Source organism: Nonomuraea sp. NPDC001699, assembly GCF_053596455.1.
Map to the genome: position 1 here is coordinate 557,179 of NZ_JBSFGF010000005.1, position 15,300 is coordinate 572,478.

The window sequence follows — 15,300 nt, forward strand, 5'->3', positions numbered from 1 at the left end:
TGCCAGATTAATGCAGACGGTTATTTTCCGATGAGACTATCGCGCCTGGAAACGCCGGGGAAACGGCGCCGGCGCTTGCATTCCTCTCCTGGAACCGCCCGAGGAGAGGTGTGCAAATGAGTGGAGCCGGATTCGCGCGGCCGTCACGGCGGACGACGTTGGGCCTGCTGGGGGCCGTGCCCCTGGCAGTCGGCGGCGGGGCTGCGCCTGCCGAGGGTGGGGTGGCGGCCTATGACCGGTATCTTCGCTCGCTGGCCGAGCGGGACGAGTTCTCCGGGACCGCGCTGCTGGCTCGCCGTGGGCGTCCGGTGCTGGCCCGTTCGTACGGGATGGCCGACAAGGAACGGTCGATCCGCAACCGCACCGACACCGTCTACTGTCTGGCCTCGGCGTCCAAGCCGTTCACCGGGCTGGCGGTCGTGCAGCTCGCCCAGCAGGGCAGGCTGAAGTTCTACGAGAAGCTGGGCACGTACCTGGACGGGTTCCCCGACGAGGTCGCCAGGCACGTCACCGTGCACCAGCTCCTCACCCACAGCTCCGGCCTGCCGGACTTCACCGTCCAGGACCCCGACGACGTCAAGCGGGTCACCCACAGCGTCGAGGAGCAGACCCGGTTCATCAGTACGCGCACCCGCCTGCTCAAGCCCGCCTACACCCCCGGGACCCACAAGACCTACAGCAGCTCCGGCTACGAGATCCTCGGCGAGCTCGTCGCCACCCTGTCCGGGCTGCCCTTCCACGAGTACGTGCGGCGCAACATCTTCGTCCCCGCCGGGATGACCCGCTCCGCCTACTACACCCGGACGGACTGGCTCAACGACGCACGCATCGCCCATCCGTACATCTACCAGTCGGACGGCTCGCGGGTGGACGGCGTCCGCCATCTGGAGGCGGGGGCCGTGCTGAACGGCGGGCCTGGCACCAACGCCGCCCGCGCCTTCATCGGCTCAGGCGGCGGCAGCGGCTTCTCCTCGGCCCCCGACCTGGTGCGGTTCGCGCTCGCGCTGCAACGCGACAAGCTGCTGAACCGCGCCTACACCCAGCTCTACCTGAGCCCCAAGATGTCCGGCCCACCCCTCGCCGGCCCCGGCCCGGCGCCCGCGGCCGAGGGGTTCCAGGCGTACGGGCCCATCGCCGTGATCACCGGCGACCAGCGGCACATCGGCCATGGCGGCGGGATCGCCGGCGGCAACACGAACTGGTCGATCTACCTCGACAGCGACTGGGTGGGGATCATCCTGTGCAACTACGACCTCGACATCCAGTCCGTCATCCGCCAGGAACGGCAGGCCGTCCTGGGTGCCTGAACGCCGTCGATAGGGTCGGGCGCATGGGTGTCGAGGTGGGTGTGGTGCGTGAGGTGGACCAGGAGCTCGTGGACGCCTTCGGGGTGCTGCTGCCGCAGCTCTCCGCGTCCGCCGAGCCGCTGGACCGGGCGGCGCTCGAACGCGTCGTGCGCAGCGAGGCGATCACCGTGCTGACCGCCCGCCTGGACGGGCGGATCGTCGGGACGTTGACGTTGGTCCTGTTCCCGGTGGCGACCGGCATGCGCGCCCGCATCGAGGACGTGGTGGTCGACGCCTCGGCGAGAGGGCGCGGGGTCGCCGCCGAGCTGACCCGGCACGCCCTGCACCTGGCCGGGCAGGCGCGGGCCCGTACGGTCGACCTCACCTCCCGCCCCGACCGCGAGGCCGCCAACCGCCTGTACGAGCGCCTCGGCTTCCGGGCCAGAAGCTCGACGGTCTACCGCTACGGCTCCGAGCGGTAGCCCGTACGGCAGCTGGTCAGGAGGCGGGCGAGGGTCCGGGCAGGGGGTTCGCCGTCGGTGTGGAGGACGGTCGTGGCCAAGGTGCCGGTCGGCGAGGCCATGCCCTTGCCGAGGGTGCTCTTGCCTGTCGCGGCGGGACCGATGAGGATCATCCACGGCGCTGGTTCTCCCGGCAACCGGTGAAACCTTGTCGAGGGCACCGTGAAACCGGCGTCCCCGACAGTGGAGCCATGAGCATCACAGAACTCGGGCACACCGGGGTCGGCCCACCCCTCAGCGGGGCCACCGAACTCGCCGTACGCGCCGAAGGGCTGGTGAAGGCGTTCGGCGCGCACCGGGCCGTGGACGGCATCGACCTGGACGTACGCACCGGCGAGATCTTCGGCGTCCTCGGCCCCAACGGCGCCGGCAAGACCACCACCCTGCGCATGCTGGCCACCCTCCTGAAGATCGACGCCGGCCGCGCCGAGATCTTCGGCGTGGACGTGGCCGCCAACCCGCACGTGATCCGCCAGCTCGTCGGCGTCACCGGGCAGTACGCCTCGGTCGACGAGAACCTGACCGCCCGCGAGAACCTCTGGCTGTTCAGCCGCCTCCAGGGCATCGCCAAGCCGCGCGCCCGGAGCATCGCCGCCGAGCTGCTGGGCCAGTTCGGCCTGGAGGACGCCGCCGACAAGCCGATCTCGCAGTTCTCCGGCGGCATGCGCAGGCGCCTGGACCTGGCGGTCAGCCTGATCACCAGGCCGCCGTTGATCTTCCTGGACGAGCCCACCACCGGCCTCGACCCGCGCACCCGGGGCCAGATGTGGGACGCCATCCGCGACCTGGTCGCCGACGGCTGCACGGTGCTGCTGACCACCCAGTACCTGGACGAGGCCGACCAGCTCGCCGACCGCATCGCCGTCATCGACCACGGCCGCAAGGTCGCCGAGGGCACCCCCGACGAGCTGAAGAGCGCGGTCGGCAACTCGACCCTCCAACTGCTGCTCGCCGACCCGGACGAGGTGCCCGCCGCCGTCGAGGTCGTGCGGCGCGTGCTCGGCTCCGACCCGGTGCTCAGCCCGGAGCAGGGCCGCCTCAACGTCGCGCTCGACCAGGCGGACCTGGCCGCCGAGGTGCTGATCGCGCTGCGTACCGCCGGGGTGTCGATCTCCTCGGTGAGCGTGGCCAAGCCCAGCCTGGACGAGGTGTTCCTCGTACTGACCGGCCACGAGACGGACGGCGACGCCGCGACAGGCACGGAGGAGAACCGATGAGCACCATGATCGCCCCCACCCGCGAGCGGGTACGGGCCGCCGACCGCGTGGAGGCCGCCCGGCGGCGCGTGACCATGGGGGAGACCGTCGCCCAGACGTTGTCGATGGCCTGGCGGGCGCTGAAGAAGATGCGCCGCAACCCGGAGCAGTTCTTCGACGTGGCGCTGCAGCCCATCCTGTTCACCGCGATGTTCGCCTTCATCTTCGGCGGCGCCATCGCCGGCGACGTGCAGAACTACCTCCCGCTGATGATCCCCGGCATCCTCGCCCAGACGGTGCTGACGACCTGCATGGCCACCGGCACGCAGCTCCGCGAGGACATGGAGAAGGGCGTCTTCGACCGGTTCAAGTCGTTGCCGATCGCCCGGATCGCGCCGCTGGCCGGCCCGATGGTGGCCGACCTGCTGCGTTACACGATCGCGGCCACGCTGACCTTCGGCATGGGCCTGGTGATGGGCTACCGGCCGGGCGGCGGCGCGGTCGGCGTGCTGGCCGCGATCCTGCTGGCCATCTTCACGGGCTGGTCGCTGGCATGGATCTTCACCTGGGTCGGCACGATCGCCCGGAGCGCCCAGGCCGTCCAGGGCATCTCGATGATGATCCTGTTCCCGCTGACGTTCCTGTCGAACGCGTTCGTCCCCGTGGAGACGCTGCCCGACTGGCTGGCCGCGTTCGTCCGGGTCAACCCGGTCTCACATCTGGTCACCGCCGCCCGGGACCTCGCCAACAGCGCCTCCCTCAGCGGCGAGGTGGCCTGGACGCTCCTGGCCTGCGCGGCCGTCATGGCGATCTTCGCTCCCCTGTCGGTACGCAGCTACAAGCGGCACATGTGAGCGCCGCCGGTCAGGGCCGAAGACCTGCTCGACGTGCCGCCGCGCCTCGTCGAGCAGGTCCGGTCCGCGCCGGTCGCCGTACTCGGAGCGGATGGTGGCGAGCATGCCGGGCGCGGCCCGTTCCGCGTACGGCACGATCCGCTCGAAGCTCATGCTCGGCATCGTGCTGTTGTACGTGAACCGTTCGGCCAGCACCAGCAGCCTGATCGCGTCGCGCGCCGCCATGGCCTCCCGCAGCAGCCCCCAGGTCCCGAACGCGAACAACATCGTGCCGCACACCGGGAAGTCGAGGACGGGGTTCTCCACGACCAGCAGGTCGTAGCGCCGCGCCCGCGCGAACAGCTCCTCGCCGAACCGGACGTCCCGCGGCCCGGCATGATGCGCGTACGCCGTCAGCGTGATCGCCTCCGTGACGATCGACCAGGGCGTGGTCTCCTCGGGCGGCACCCCCGGCGGACGCAGGTCGCCCGCCCGCTCGACCGCCCTGCGGTACTCCGCCAGCGCCGCGGCCGTCTGCCCGCGGGCGAGCGCGATCTCGGCCGCGCACAGCAGGTCGATCGCCGCCCCGCCGAGTATCGCGTCACCGTCGTTGATCCCGGTGATGCCGGCGAGCTCGGCCTCGGCGGCGTCGAGATCGCCGTCGGCCAGCGCCGAGACCAGCAGGACCGAGCGGAGCTGGGCCTCGTCGTCGGCGGCGCCGAGCCGGCGCAGCACCGGGATGGCGGTCCGCGCGTGGCCGACCGCGCGTCCGCGGTCGCCGAGCTGCATGACCAGATGGGCCAGCACGGTGTGCGTGATGGCGGAGATCCACGGCCCCTCGTCGCCGCGGAGCAACGACAGCGTCTGCTCGGCGGCCTCGATCGCCTCGTCCACGGCTCCCACGTTCTCCAGGACGTGGATGCTCGCCTGCGCCGCCGCCAGCGCCACGTCGCGGTCGGGGCTCCGGCGCAGCACCATCAGCTTGCGGAAGGCGTCGTCCCGGTCCCACGAGAGCACCACCGTGCTCATCGCCCCCAGGCGGGGATCGGTCTCGCCGGTCTCCGGCAGCTCGCACAGGAGCAGGCGAAGAGGGTCGTGGGCGCGGTCGCTCACGGCGATGGTGTTCATCAGCGAGATCAGCAGGGCGGCCCGGGTCACCTCGACGAGGTGCGGCGGCGGCGCCCAACCCTTGATCACCTGCCCGATCGCCTCCCGGTGGACGAAGATCCGGGAGTGGTCGCCGCGGATCGACCACAGGGCGCCCACACCGGCCAGCAACTGGACCGTCGTGACCGGATCGGACTCGGCGAGCGCCTGCCGGAGCAGGTCGGCGAGGTTGCCCTCCTCCGCGCACAGCGCGTCGACCGCCGTGTACTGCTCGGGGCCGAACAGTTTGTAGGCGTACGCGTGGGCGTACGCCGTCGCCCACTCCCGTTGCGCCGTCCGGGCCGCGGCCTCCTCGCCGGCCTCCTTCAGGCGCATCCGGCCGAACTCCCTGACCGTCTCCAGCATGCGGTAGCGCAGGCCGTACGCCGTCTCGCGGACGCTGAGGATGGACTGCTCGGTGAGCGCGTCCACGACGTGCAGGGCGTCCGGGCCGAGTACGTGCTCGGCCGCGGCCAGCGTGAACCCGTCGCCGAACAGCGCCAGCCAGCGCCACGCCTGCCGTTGGGGCTCGTCCAGCAGGTTCCACGACCAGTCGATCACCGCGAGCAGCGTCTGGTGGCGGTCGGGGGCCGTACGGTTGCCGCCGCGCAGCAGGACGAACCGGTCGGCCAGCCGCCGCGCGATCTCCTCGACCGACATCACCCGCACCTTGGCCGCGGCCAGCTCGATCGCGAGCGGCAGCCCGTCGAGGCGGGCGACGACCTCCCCGACCGCCTGCCCGTCCAGCCGCACCCCCGGACGGGCGGCCGTGGCACGCTGGCGGAACAGCTCCGCGGCGTCGTCCGCGCGCAGCTCGCCGAGCAGGTAGACGCGTTCGGCGGGGATCGACAGGGGAGCCCGCGAGGTGGTGAGCACCCGCAGGTCGCGGGCCGTCACGGTGAGGAAGGCCACCAGGTCGGCGACGGCCTCGATCACGTGCTCGCAGTTGTCCAGGATCAGCAGCGCCGGAGCCTGGTCGAGATGCTGGGCGATCCGGGCCCGTACGTCGGCGCGCTGCTCGGCCGTCAGGGTACGACGGCCGCCGACCGAGTCGCGGACCCCGAGCGCCGACCCCACCTCGCCCACCACGCCCTCCGGCGAGGAGACGCCGACGAGCTCGATGAAGTGGACGACGGACTGCGCGGCGTTCCGGCCGACGACATGAGCCAGCCTCGTCTTGCCCAGGCCGCCAGGGCCGATGACGGAGACCACCCGGTTGGTCGGCAGCAGCGAGTGGATCGCACGGATGTCGTCCTCGCGGCCGAGCAGGGACGAACCGTCGAACTGGATGCCCACGCGTACCGGCCGGTCCGCGTGGAGGAGTTCGGCGTGCACGCGGGCCAGGCCGGGGCCCGGTTCGGTGCCGAGCCGGTCGATCAGCCCCGAACGGTGACGTTCGTAGCGCTCCAGCGCGGCGGCGGCCCCGCGTACGGCGGCCTCGCTGCGCAGCAGGCAGGTCAGCAGCTCCTCGTCCTGCGGCCGTTCGGCCGCGACCTCCTCCAGCAGCGGCAGCGCGCTCTCGTGCGCGCCGCTGCGGCTGCCCGCGATCGCCGCCACGCGCCTGGCCTCGACCACCTGTCTCGCCGCGACGGCGCGCAGGTCGGCGAGCGGGCCCGTGGCGCCGTCGGGGCCGGCCACGACGAGGTCCATGGCCTCCTCGGCGCGGCGGCGCGCCAGCGCCGTGTCGTCCTCGCCCAGCGCCGCCCGCGCCTGCTCCACCAGCGTCCCGAGCAGCAGCACGTCGACCTGTGCGGCGGGGAGCCCGAGCCGGTAGCCGCGCGGGACGCGCACGACGGCGTCGGGGCAGGTCGCCGCCCTGGTACGGGAGACGACCACCTGCAACGCCTTGGTCGGGTTGGCCGGCGGCCCGTCGGGCCACAGCTTCTCGACCAGCCGGTCGTCGCCGACCCCCGCGCGTCCCTGGAGGGCCAGCACGGCCAGCAGGGTGTGCGCGCGGTCGCTCACGACGTGCGCGCCGCGCCACCGGACGCCGTCGAGGAGGACCAGTGAGGGAGACACATCCTCAGCTTACGGACGATTCACCGGCCCGTGCCGCCTCCGGCACGCGGCCCACCGGAACGCCTTGCCCGCTTGACACTCAGGCCGCCTTCGCCCGACCTCGCCGACTGATTCGGGCGCGTCGGAGGTGCGCCCGCCCGCTCTGACCGGTGTGATTACGATGAGGTGTGGAACGGCTTCGCAGCGTGCCCGTGGCGGACGACGAGGTGGAGGTGCTGATCGTCGGTGGCGGCGCGGTCGGGCTCACCGCACGGGCGCTGCTCGAACGCTGGGGCGTGCGGACCCTGCTGGTCGAGCGACACCGCGAGCCGTCACCCTTTCCCAGGGCCCGGCTGCTCAATGTGCGCTCGATGGAGATCTACCGCCTGCTCGGCCTCGCTCCCGAGATCACCGCCACAGCCTTCACCCCCGAGTACGGCCGCATCCGCTTCCGCGACACCATGCGGGACCGCGACTTCGCCACGGCGGCGATGATCGGGATCAACGCGCCGGTGCCCGAGAGCCCTGTGACCGGCGTGGTCACCTCCCAGGACCGTCTGGAACCGATCCTGCTCGCCGGGGCGTCGTCGCCGGTCCGCTTCGGCGCCGGGCTCGTCGACCTGACCGAAGAGGCCGACGGCGTCGCGGCCCTGATCGGCGGCTCTCACGGTGGTTCTCTCGGTGGCTCTCACGGCGCCTCTCGTGGCTCTCGACCCGGAGACCGGACCCGCCTGCGCGCCCGGTACGTCCTTGCCGCCGACGGTGCGAACTCCACCGTCCGGAGCCTGCTGGGCATCGGCGTCTCCGGCCCCGGGCGGATGGGCGGCTTCACCACCGTCGTGTTCGACGCCGACCTGCGCCGCTGGTGCGCCCACCGGCCCGCCGGCGTCTACTTCACCGCGCATGGCCTGTTCGTGCCGCTGTATCCCGAAGGTGGTTGGGCCTGGATCGTCCCCACGCCGGACGACGGCCCGCACGCCGACTGGCCCGGCCTCCTCTCGCGCGCCCTCGGCGGCGGCGTACGGGCCGACGTCGTACGGATCCAGCACTGGGAGATGAACGCGTTCGTCGCCGATCGTTTTCGTCACGGCCGAATCCTGCTGACCGGCGACGCCGCGCACGCGATGCCCATCGTCGGCGGCCTGGGCCTGAACACCGGCATCGCGGACGTGCACAACGTGTGCTGGAAACTGGCGGGCGTGCTGCGGGGATGGGCCTCTCCGAGCCTGCTGGAGACGTACGAGGCGGAACGGCGGCCCGTCGCCTTCCGGACGCTACGTCAGGCCGTGACCAACACCGCCCTCATGCTCGACGCCCAGAACCGCCGCCACCAACAACTCCACCCTGACCAACCACCGCAGACCTCCGTAGAACGCCCGTGGTCTGCGGTGTCGGGTGACGTCGAGTTTTCAGGGGCGGAGGCGTCAGGTCATGTCGAGCTGCCGTGGTCGGAGCGGTACTTCGCGCAGCTCGGCCTGGTGCTCGGCGTCACGTACCGCTCGGCCGCCGTCCTGGCGGGTGAAGGCCCTCCGCCGGAGCCGCCGGGCGCGGACTACGTCCCCGGCGCGGAACCGGGCCGTCGCATGTCACACCTCTGGCTCGGCCCCGGCCGCTCGACGCTGGACACGTTCGGCGAGTGGTTCACCGTACTCACCCCGGACCCCGCCGCCTGGTCACCCCGGACGCCATGGCCGCTGCACATCGAACCCCTTCCCGACGAACACGCCGCCTTCTGCGGCCTCACGTCCCGCGGAGCACTGCTCGTCCGCCCCGACGGCCACATAGCCGCCCGCTGGCCCGACCTCCCCCCGACCGGCGCCACCCTCCTGAACACTCTCACCGCACTGACCGGCGGAGGCACCGAGGCCGTCCGTCGCACCTGGTCCGCGTGACGCTCAGCCGCACCGAGCCTTGGAAGCCGCGTCCGAACATGGAGGGTCGCCCACACCGCTAGGGTGTCGCGAAAACGGAGATCAGCTTGTCGCGATCAGCCCCCCTCGCCTGGGTGGCCGCCCTGGCCGCCGCAACGTTCTCGACCTGGAGCGCCTGGCAGGTCGAGTACGGGTCCTCCTACACGCCACTCGGCTGCGTGGCCCCCTTCGACACCAACGGCTACGGCCCCACCAGGCTGGGAGCGGCCTTCCTGGGAGACGCCTACGACATCGCGGGCCTGGCCGTCCAATGGGGTGTACCCGCCGTCCTCGTCCTTGCGGGGCTCTGCATGTCGGTGGCCACCGGGAACAGGGCGATCATCGGACGCCGGGTGGCCGGCCTGCTCGTTCTTCTCGCGGTCGTCGGGCCGGCCGCTCCTGCGTACGTGGCTTCGGACGGCTGCTCGGAGATCCCCGTACTCAGCGGCGAGTGGTTCGCGACCGTGGCGACCGCCTACGGATATGAGGAGTCGGCCCTCCTGCTGTCCGCGTTGCTGGTGCTGCTGGCCACCCGGACAGCGGGGGAGACCTGGCCGAGTGGATCCACCGGGCGCCGGGCGGTGGCGCTCACCTTCGACTACCTGGTTTTCGTCAGCCTCCTGAGCCTCTTCGAGGGCTGGCCGGGCAGCTTGGACTACGGCCTGCTGAACTGGTTCAGGATCAACGAACCCACATCGTCGCTGGTCGCCGTACCCGCGTTCCTCTACGTCCTGTCAGGACGGACGTTCGGCAAGCGGCTCATGCGCATCCGAGTCGTCTCCACCAAAACCGGACACTGGCCGGGCTGGCGCAGGGCCGCGGTCCGCGGGCTGGTCTTCCCCGTCCTCGTCTGCGTGCCGCAGGGCGGGCTGGTCATGCTCTTGCTGGACGGTCTGTGGTCGTTGGCCGACCCGGCCGCCCGCACCCTGCACGACCGCCTCGCCGGCACTCGCGTCGTACGCGACCTGCTGTGACCGCGAAGACGTCGTCGCCGCCGGCGTGGCCGCACTGCAGGACGATTTGGCGGAGGAGATCACGTCGCTACTCGACTGCGGAGAACGTTACCCGCGCCAACGCCAAGCCCTTCAGGCGCGACTGGCTGAGCACAGAGACACAACCTGGCAACAGGCCAGACGGTTACGTGCCGACGCTGCTCCAGGTCGTGCTGACGCGGCGCTGGAACTCGAAGTGGCCAGCAGCGCCACCCGTGTCCTCATGGCCGCCCTGCTCCCGGACCCGATCGAGGCTGCCCTCACGGCTGCCTCTCAAGGCGCATATCTGCGGCTGCCCCCGGTCGAGCACGAACGTATGGAAGTGCTCCACAAGGTGGGACGTCGCATTGAGTACGAGCTACGGCATCCCTGATACGCCACGATCGGAGACGGGGCATCCATTGCCTGCCGACCGCCGCCCATCCGTGTGCACGAGACCCGGCACACGTGCTCTTCGCTCTGGCCGCCCTCGACGTTCACCCGCGTGCGGCGATGCGCATTCTGCGGCACCCGCAGATCCCGAGACCCGCAAGGTGCTCGACCGGCTGAAGAGCTTCTGATCCGTAGCAAGGTCGGAGACGTCCACCACGACCCGGCGCCGACGTCAGCCAGATCAGGACAGTCCAAGGTGTTGTCGGCCCCAACGACTACTCTCCAGCGCATGGCGGTCCCCGACATCATCCCCATCGTTCACGAACCCGACGATCACACCGGCACGATCGGCCATTGGGAAGGCGGTCAGTTCTTCGGCTCCGTCGTCGCCGCCTTCCGCGAGGGCTACACCCACACCGACGACTGGCCGAGGCACAAACGCTGGTACGCCGTCCTGCACACCTTCGACGACATCGCCATCCGGCCCTTCCGGCACACGTTCGACGGAGTACTGTTCGGCCTCGTCATCGAGACCTTCGAAGGCGAAGAACACGCCGAGTTCCACCCGGACAACATCGGCTTCTACGAACCGTGGGACGGCCTGTACGACACCTGACCCTCTGATCGGCAGGGAAGGGCGGACGCCTCGTCAGTCACCGGCGCCCCTGGTGAAGCGGGGAACGCCGGCTCATTCACCCAGGGGCCGAAGCTGTCTGGCCTCCACCGCATGCCGCCCCTTGCGTCGCTCGGCCAGCCGCATGCCCACGAAGACCAGCACGGCCAGCAGCACCGCGGCGATGACGGCGTTGGTGCCGACGCCGACGTAGGCCTCCACCAGCGACCAGTTCTCGCCCAGGATCCAACCGGCCATGACGAAGATCGTGTTCCAGATCAGGCTCCCGGCGGTGGTCAGGAGGGTGAAGACGCCCAGCGGCATGCGTTCCACTCCGGCGGGAACGGAGATCAGGCTGCGAAAGATCGGAATCATCCGGCCGAAGAACACCGTCTTGCGCCCGTGCTTGAGAAACCACGCCTCGGTCCTGGCGATGTCGGAGACCTTCAGCAGCGGGATCCGGGCGGCCAGGGCCAGCGTGCGCTCGCGCCCGAGCAGTGCGCCCACCCAGTACAGCGCCAGCGCACCGATCACCGAGCCGGCGGTGGTCCACAACAGCGCGGAGGCCAGGTTCATCTCGCCCTGGGAGGCGGTGAAACCGGCCAGCGGCAGGATCACCTCGCTGGGCAGCGGCGGGAAGAGATTCTCCAGCGCGATCGCGATCCCGGCTCCCGGCGCGCCGAGCATTTCCATCAGGTCGATCAGCCATTCCGTCATGCACATGAGACTAGGAATGATCAGGTGAGGCCACCATGAGGTGTGTGGCCGTTCAGGGGTGCGGGAAACCACACCCCTGAACACCTTCACAAACGACCGATCCGCGCAGCCGCGACGGTCTCGTAGCTCCTCGGACAGGAGATCTGCGGCCGAGACGGGCCGCAGGTCGCTGACGACGCGGCCGACCGTCTCGTTGCAGCGGAAGTAGTCCACCGCCCTGCTCGATCGGCCAGTGTCTTCAGGGGTGGACCGACTGGTCGGCGAGGGCTTCGGCGACGGTGAGGCTGTCTTCGTAGACGGCATATCGGGTGATCAGCCCGTCCTTGACGGTGAGGTGAAGCGCGCACAGGGCCACGTATCGCCTCCCAGTGGCCTTCACCATCTGCTTGATGTCGCCGAGCACCGCCGCTTCCGTTCCGTCGATGAGGACGCGGGACACCTCTCCGGCCGACTCTTCGGGGACGTGGAAGGCGGCTATGTCCCGGAAGTGGTCGGCGACGTCGGCGCGGGTGTACCGGGGACGGATCCACGGCACCGCCGGATGGCCGTCCTCCGGCCAGTCCAGTTGCCACTCGACGTGCTCGGCGAACAACTCGGCTATCCGGTCCGGATCGCCTTCGCCCAGCCGGCGAAGGAACTCCTCCGTCGTGGCACGAGTGCTCGCCTGGTTCGGCGTGCTCACAGTGAACTGGTACTCGTGCCGGATCAGCCCCTTTCCGCCGAGGGTGAGAAAGATCCGGCCGGCCCAGACGATGTTCCCTCCTGCTGCGGGGACCATGTGGGTGGTGAAGGTGACCGTGTCGTGGTGGCCGGTCGCGTCGCCCGCGGGCCGGAAGACGAATCCTGCGTCCCGCACCAGATCGTTGTGTGCCTGGGTGATCCGGGCCTCAAGGGCGTCGTGACCGTGGTATCGGGCGGATTCGGTGACCTGTGTGCCGTCCGCGTCCCACAGTTCAGCGATGGCATTTCGGCGCGCAACCGGGTCGGTCTCGTTCCATACAGCGACGTAGCGGTTGACAAACTGGTCGATATCAATGTCGATGTCCACGTGTGGGACGTTATTTCGGCTCCACTGACATCCCATGTCAGTGGACAGAGGCAGACTTCACCGCATGCGTGCGAGCCGTGACCACCGTGCAGCTCGAACTCATGGCCTCCCGCGAGGGCGGCGACGGGCGGAGGGATTCGATGGCGGGTCGCCGAATCGTGTTGTGGGACATCGACCACACCCTCATCGACACCGGAGGTGTCGGCCGTGAGCTCTCGGCGCAGGCGTTCGAGCAAGTGACGGACGTCCCCATGGTCAAGCAGGCGAAGATCGACGGCCTCACCGAATCGGTGATCTTCCGAGAGACTGCGAAGCTCCATGGCCTGAGGACCGACCGGTACGATTTCGAGCGCTTCGCCGCGGCCCTCGCCAAGGCCCACCTGGCGCGAGCTGCCGACCTGAGGAAGCGCGGTCACGCCCTCCCTGGCGCCGCCGCGGCTCTGGACGCCTTGGGCGCCACCCCCGGAGTGCTGCAGACCGTCCTGACCGGGAACGTCCGCAGCGTGGCGGAGATCAAGCTCCAGGTCTTCGGCCTGGACGGGCGTATCCGCTGGGACATCGGCGCGTTCGGAGAGGACGACGACGTGCGGGCCGAGCTGGTGCGCATAGCGTTGGGCCGGGCAGCCGCGCTGTTCGGGGCGCCGGTCGCGCCTGGCGAGGCGGTGCTCATCGGAGACACTCCGGCCGACGTCGAGGCCGGTTTGGAAAACGGCGTACCGGTGATCGCGGTGGCATCAGGGCGAAGCTCCGCCGATGACCTGCGCGACGCCGGCGCTGTCCACATCCTGCCGAGTCTTGAGGCCACGGACGCGGTCGTAGCCATGGTTCGGGAGGCGTAGCCGACGGCCGAGCCGAGCCCCTGTCTCGACTCCCAGACCGGGCGACGCTTACGCACTCTGCCCGTTCACCTCAAGGGTGACGCCTGACTTCTCCGCCCAGAAGGCGAGCCGTCCCGCGATCTGTTCGACTCCCGCAAACGGCTCCGGGTAGGACCAGACCACGTCTTCGGCCAGACCGTCAGCGGTGTCCACCGACCAATAGACGGCATCACCCTTGAACGGGCAGTGCGACGTCGTCGTCGACGACCGGAGCAGATCCATGTTCACATCGTCCGGCGGCAGGTAGTACCGCGGTGGGCAGCCTGTCTCGGTGAGTACGAGCGACCGGGAGGAGGTCGCGACGACCGAGCCCTTGACCCGTACCACGACATGGTCCGACGCAGGCGTGACCTCGATGTCATGTCCTCGTGTCTTCATGTGTCAATCCCATCAGACATCTCCGGTGACGGCCAATGTCACCGGACACGCGCGTCCGTTCAGAGGGCCCATCGGCATGAGCGGCTGTCCCCATGCGAGCGAGTGCGGTGTTGCCGGTTGGCGGCTGCGACGTGTAGGACGGCTCTTGTCATCATGTCCGTACGCCCGAGGTGCCGGGAGCCGAATCATGGATGATCGCTTCAACGTGATCGTGAGCGCAGGATCGCTGAAGGTGACGGACGAGCACGCGGTGCGTTTCCCTCATCGATGGACGCCCGAGGGCGTGAGCGTCAGAGCGGACTTCACCGGAGGACATCTCCTTCACCTCGCAGCGGCGGGATGCGTCCTCAACGACCTCTACCGGGAGGCCGCCGCACTGGGAATCGAACTCCTGGGAGTGCGCGTCTCCGCAGCCGGCGGCTTCGACACCGAGAGCTGGCGGTCAACCGGGATCACCTACACCGTCGATGTCAGCTCCACTGCTCCAGCCGAGAGCATCACCCACCTGATCGACATCGTGGACTCCGTCGCCGAGATCCCCCGCGCCATCCGACAGGGTGCGACCGTGCAGAGGATCAGCTGACCGACCATCCAGGAACACAACCAGCAGAACTTCCGCACCACGTGCATGGGACTCGAAACGGCCCGGCCGCAGGGTGAATCCTGACGTTTGGGGGCGACGGGACGTGGATCGCCACTGAACCGCAGGGCGTCGAGCCCTAGACTTCGGCAGTGAACGCCGACGATGTCCGGCGGTTGCCCGCCCTCCGGGGGAGGAGATCGCATGCAGGACCCTTCGGACCCGATGGAGATCGTCGAGCCTGAGGAGAACGGCCGGAGCAACACCACCGACTCACCTATTGTGGACGATCCGACACCCAACTCGGACCTCGGCTCAACGACGGCATCAACGGTGCTGGCGGAGGTGCTCCCAGGGGTTGCTGTCGTCTTCGGTGAGTTCCCGGCGGAACTCAAGCCCGATCTGATCGACTTCGGGCTCGTGTCGGCCGCCGACCGCAAGCAGATCTCCACAGTCCTCGCCTCGATCGGAGACACGGCGACCGTGGCCGGCAACCTCGGAAACGCATTAGCCGGCGCGCAGGGGCTCTACAGGATCAGCGACGCGACACAGGCCCTGCTGAAGGCCGGCGGAATGCTCGCCGTCAAGGATGGCGCGAAACTCGGAACAGTGATCTCCTCCAGTGGCCTCGCTCAGGCCCGCTTCATCCCCGTGACTGCGGTGAGCGCGGCGCAGACCGCGGCCGCAGTCGGGCCGGCGCTGGCCATGGTCGCCCTTCAGATGCAGCTGAGTGAGGTTGAGGTGCCCAGCAGATTCCGGACAGTCGGCTACATAAGCTGACAGAAGTCTGGAAGAGGTAGGTACGTGACGAGGCGTCGTAGGCAGTTCTCGC

15 protein-coding genes and 1 pseudogene are annotated in these 15,300 nt (G+C 69.8%); 11 read left to right on the forward strand and 5 right to left on the reverse strand.

Features of this window, described 5'->3' with window-relative positions; translation table 11 throughout:
* The first annotated feature begins 116 nt into the window (after nt 1–116).
* The gene (locus ACWCSU_RS19320; protein ID WP_449936389.1) at nt 117–1,307 is read left to right on the forward strand and encodes a serine hydrolase domain-containing protein; all 1,191 of its coding nucleotides are present in this window, start codon (nt 117–119) and stop codon (nt 1,305–1,307) included.
* A 23-nt stretch (nt 1,308–1,330) separates the two neighbouring features.
* Nucleotides 1,331–1,768 (forward strand): GNAT family N-acetyltransferase, encoded by a 438-nt coding sequence (locus ACWCSU_RS19325; protein WP_357693049.1) that lies wholly within the window; start codon nt 1,331–1,333, stop codon nt 1,766–1,768.
* Here the strand turns inward: ACWCSU_RS19325 and ACWCSU_RS19330 are convergent.
* Nucleotides 1,750–1,920 carry a hypothetical protein gene (locus ACWCSU_RS19330; RefSeq protein ID WP_449936390.1) on the reverse strand — a complete coding sequence of 57 codons (171 nt, stop codon included), beginning with the start codon at nt 1,918–1,920 and terminating at the stop codon, nt 1,750–1,752. The two genes, ACWCSU_RS19325 and ACWCSU_RS19330, sit on opposite strands and share 19 nt — an antisense overlap.
* A gap of 78 nt (nt 1,921–1,998) precedes the next feature.
* On the opposite strand from ACWCSU_RS19330, the gene ACWCSU_RS19335 reads away from it, so the two are divergent.
* Together ACWCSU_RS19335 and ACWCSU_RS19340 are read left to right on the forward strand one after the other, a co-directional pair.
* On the forward strand, nt 1,999–3,024 hold the full coding sequence (locus ACWCSU_RS19335) for an ATP-binding cassette domain-containing protein (RefSeq protein WP_449936391.1): 1,026 nt from the start codon (nt 1,999–2,001) through the stop codon (nt 3,022–3,024).
* Nucleotides 3,021–3,857: an ABC transporter permease gene (locus tag ACWCSU_RS19340; protein ID WP_357693043.1), complete on the forward strand. Its 837-nt coding sequence runs from the start codon at nt 3,021–3,023 to the stop codon at nt 3,855–3,857. The genes ACWCSU_RS19335 and ACWCSU_RS19340 overlap by 4 nt, the downstream gene beginning before the upstream one ends.
* 1,680 nt (nt 3,858–5,537) lie before the next feature.
* Here the strand turns inward: ACWCSU_RS19340 and ACWCSU_RS19345 are convergent.
* Nucleotides 5,538–7,001: pseudogene (locus ACWCSU_RS19345) on the reverse strand (ATP-binding protein); the annotation flags it as partial.
* A gap of 167 nt (nt 7,002–7,168) precedes the next feature.
* Between ACWCSU_RS19345 and ACWCSU_RS19350 the strand changes: the two are divergent.
* The 4 genes from ACWCSU_RS19350 (at nt 7,169) to ACWCSU_RS19365 (ending at nt 10,870) form a co-directional block, all read left to right on the forward strand.
* On the forward strand, nt 7,169–8,872 hold the full coding sequence (locus ACWCSU_RS19350; protein WP_449936392.1) for an FAD-dependent monooxygenase: 1,704 nt from the start codon (nt 7,169–7,171) through the stop codon (nt 8,870–8,872).
* An 86-nt stretch (nt 8,873–8,958) separates the two neighbouring features.
* Nucleotides 8,959–9,864: an RDD family protein gene (locus tag ACWCSU_RS19355; protein ID WP_449936393.1), complete on the forward strand. Its 906-nt coding sequence runs from the start codon at nt 8,959–8,961 to the stop codon at nt 9,862–9,864.
* Nucleotides 9,865–9,889: 25 nt separating this feature from the next.
* On the forward strand, nt 9,890–10,255 hold the full coding sequence (locus tag ACWCSU_RS19360; RefSeq protein ID WP_449936395.1) for a hypothetical protein: 366 nt from the start codon (nt 9,890–9,892) through the stop codon (nt 10,253–10,255).
* Nucleotides 10,256–10,543: 288 nt separating this feature from the next.
* A complete protein-coding gene (locus ACWCSU_RS19365) occupies nt 10,544–10,870 on the forward strand; it encodes a hypothetical protein (RefSeq protein WP_449936396.1) in 327 nt (108 codons plus the stop codon).
* Between the two features lie 72 nt (nt 10,871–10,942).
* On the opposite strand, the gene ACWCSU_RS19370 is transcribed toward ACWCSU_RS19365, so the two are convergent.
* Nucleotides 10,943–11,797: a DedA family protein gene (locus ACWCSU_RS19370; protein ID WP_449936398.1), complete on the reverse strand. Its 855-nt coding sequence runs from the start codon at nt 11,795–11,797 to the stop codon at nt 10,943–10,945.
* A gap of 25 nt (nt 11,798–11,822) precedes the next feature.
* Complete coding sequence (locus ACWCSU_RS19375; RefSeq protein ID WP_449936399.1) at nt 11,823–12,632, reverse strand: nuclear transport factor 2 family protein; 810 nt, start codon at nt 12,630–12,632, stop codon at nt 11,823–11,825.
* 77 nt (nt 12,633–12,709) lie between these two features.
* Between ACWCSU_RS19375 and ACWCSU_RS19380 the strand changes: the two genes are divergently transcribed.
* Nucleotides 12,710–13,471: an HAD family hydrolase gene (locus ACWCSU_RS19380; protein ID WP_449936401.1), complete on the forward strand. Its 762-nt coding sequence runs from the start codon at nt 12,710–12,712 to the stop codon at nt 13,469–13,471.
* Nucleotides 13,472–13,519: 48 nt separating this feature from the next.
* On the opposite strand, the gene ACWCSU_RS19385 is transcribed toward ACWCSU_RS19380, so the two are convergent.
* Nucleotides 13,520–13,888, reverse strand: coding sequence for a DUF427 domain-containing protein (locus ACWCSU_RS19385; RefSeq protein ID WP_449936402.1), 369 nt, complete (start codon nt 13,886–13,888; stop codon nt 13,520–13,522).
* A 187-nt stretch (nt 13,889–14,075) separates the two neighbouring features.
* Here ACWCSU_RS19385 and ACWCSU_RS19390 point away from each other — a divergent pair, with 187 nt between their 5' ends.
* Together ACWCSU_RS19390 and ACWCSU_RS19395 are read left to right on the forward strand one after the other, a co-directional pair.
* Nucleotides 14,076–14,471, forward strand: a complete 396-nt coding sequence (locus ACWCSU_RS19390) for an OsmC family protein (protein WP_449936404.1) — start codon at nt 14,076–14,078, stop codon at nt 14,469–14,471.
* Between the two features lie 201 nt (nt 14,472–14,672).
* Nucleotides 14,673–15,248 (forward strand): hypothetical protein, encoded by a 576-nt coding sequence (locus ACWCSU_RS19395; RefSeq protein WP_449936405.1) that lies wholly within the window; start codon nt 14,673–14,675, stop codon nt 15,246–15,248.
* The last annotated feature ends 52 nt before the right edge of the window (nt 15,249–15,300 follow it).

Excerpts from the sequence above, each read along its gene's own strand:
- ACWCSU_RS19320 (WP_449936389.1), top strand. The coding sequence starts at position 117 with ATGAGTGGAGCCGGATTCGCGCGGCCGTCACGGCGGACGACGTTGGGC.
- ACWCSU_RS19325 (WP_357693049.1), top strand. The coding sequence starts at position 1,331 with ATGGGTGTCGAGGTGGGTGTGGTGCGTGAGGTGGACCAGGAGCTCGTG.
- ACWCSU_RS19330 (WP_449936390.1), bottom strand. The coding sequence starts at position 1,920 with ATGATCCTCATCGGTCCCGCCGCGACAGGCAAGAGCACCCTCGGCAAG.
- ACWCSU_RS19335 (WP_449936391.1), top strand. The coding sequence starts at position 1,999 with ATGAGCATCACAGAACTCGGGCACACCGGGGTCGGCCCACCCCTCAGC.
- ACWCSU_RS19340 (WP_357693043.1), top strand. The coding sequence starts at position 3,021 with ATGAGCACCATGATCGCCCCCACCCGCGAGCGGGTACGGGCCGCCGAC.
- ACWCSU_RS19365 (WP_449936396.1), top strand. The coding sequence starts at position 10,544 with ATGGCGGTCCCCGACATCATCCCCATCGTTCACGAACCCGACGATCAC.
- ACWCSU_RS19385 (WP_449936402.1), bottom strand. The coding sequence starts at position 13,888 with ATGAAGACACGAGGACATGACATCGAGGTCACGCCTGCGTCGGACCAT.
- ACWCSU_RS19390 (WP_449936404.1), top strand. The coding sequence starts at position 14,076 with ATGGATGATCGCTTCAACGTGATCGTGAGCGCAGGATCGCTGAAGGTG.
- ACWCSU_RS19395 (WP_449936405.1), top strand. The coding sequence starts at position 14,673 with ATGCAGGACCCTTCGGACCCGATGGAGATCGTCGAGCCTGAGGAGAAC.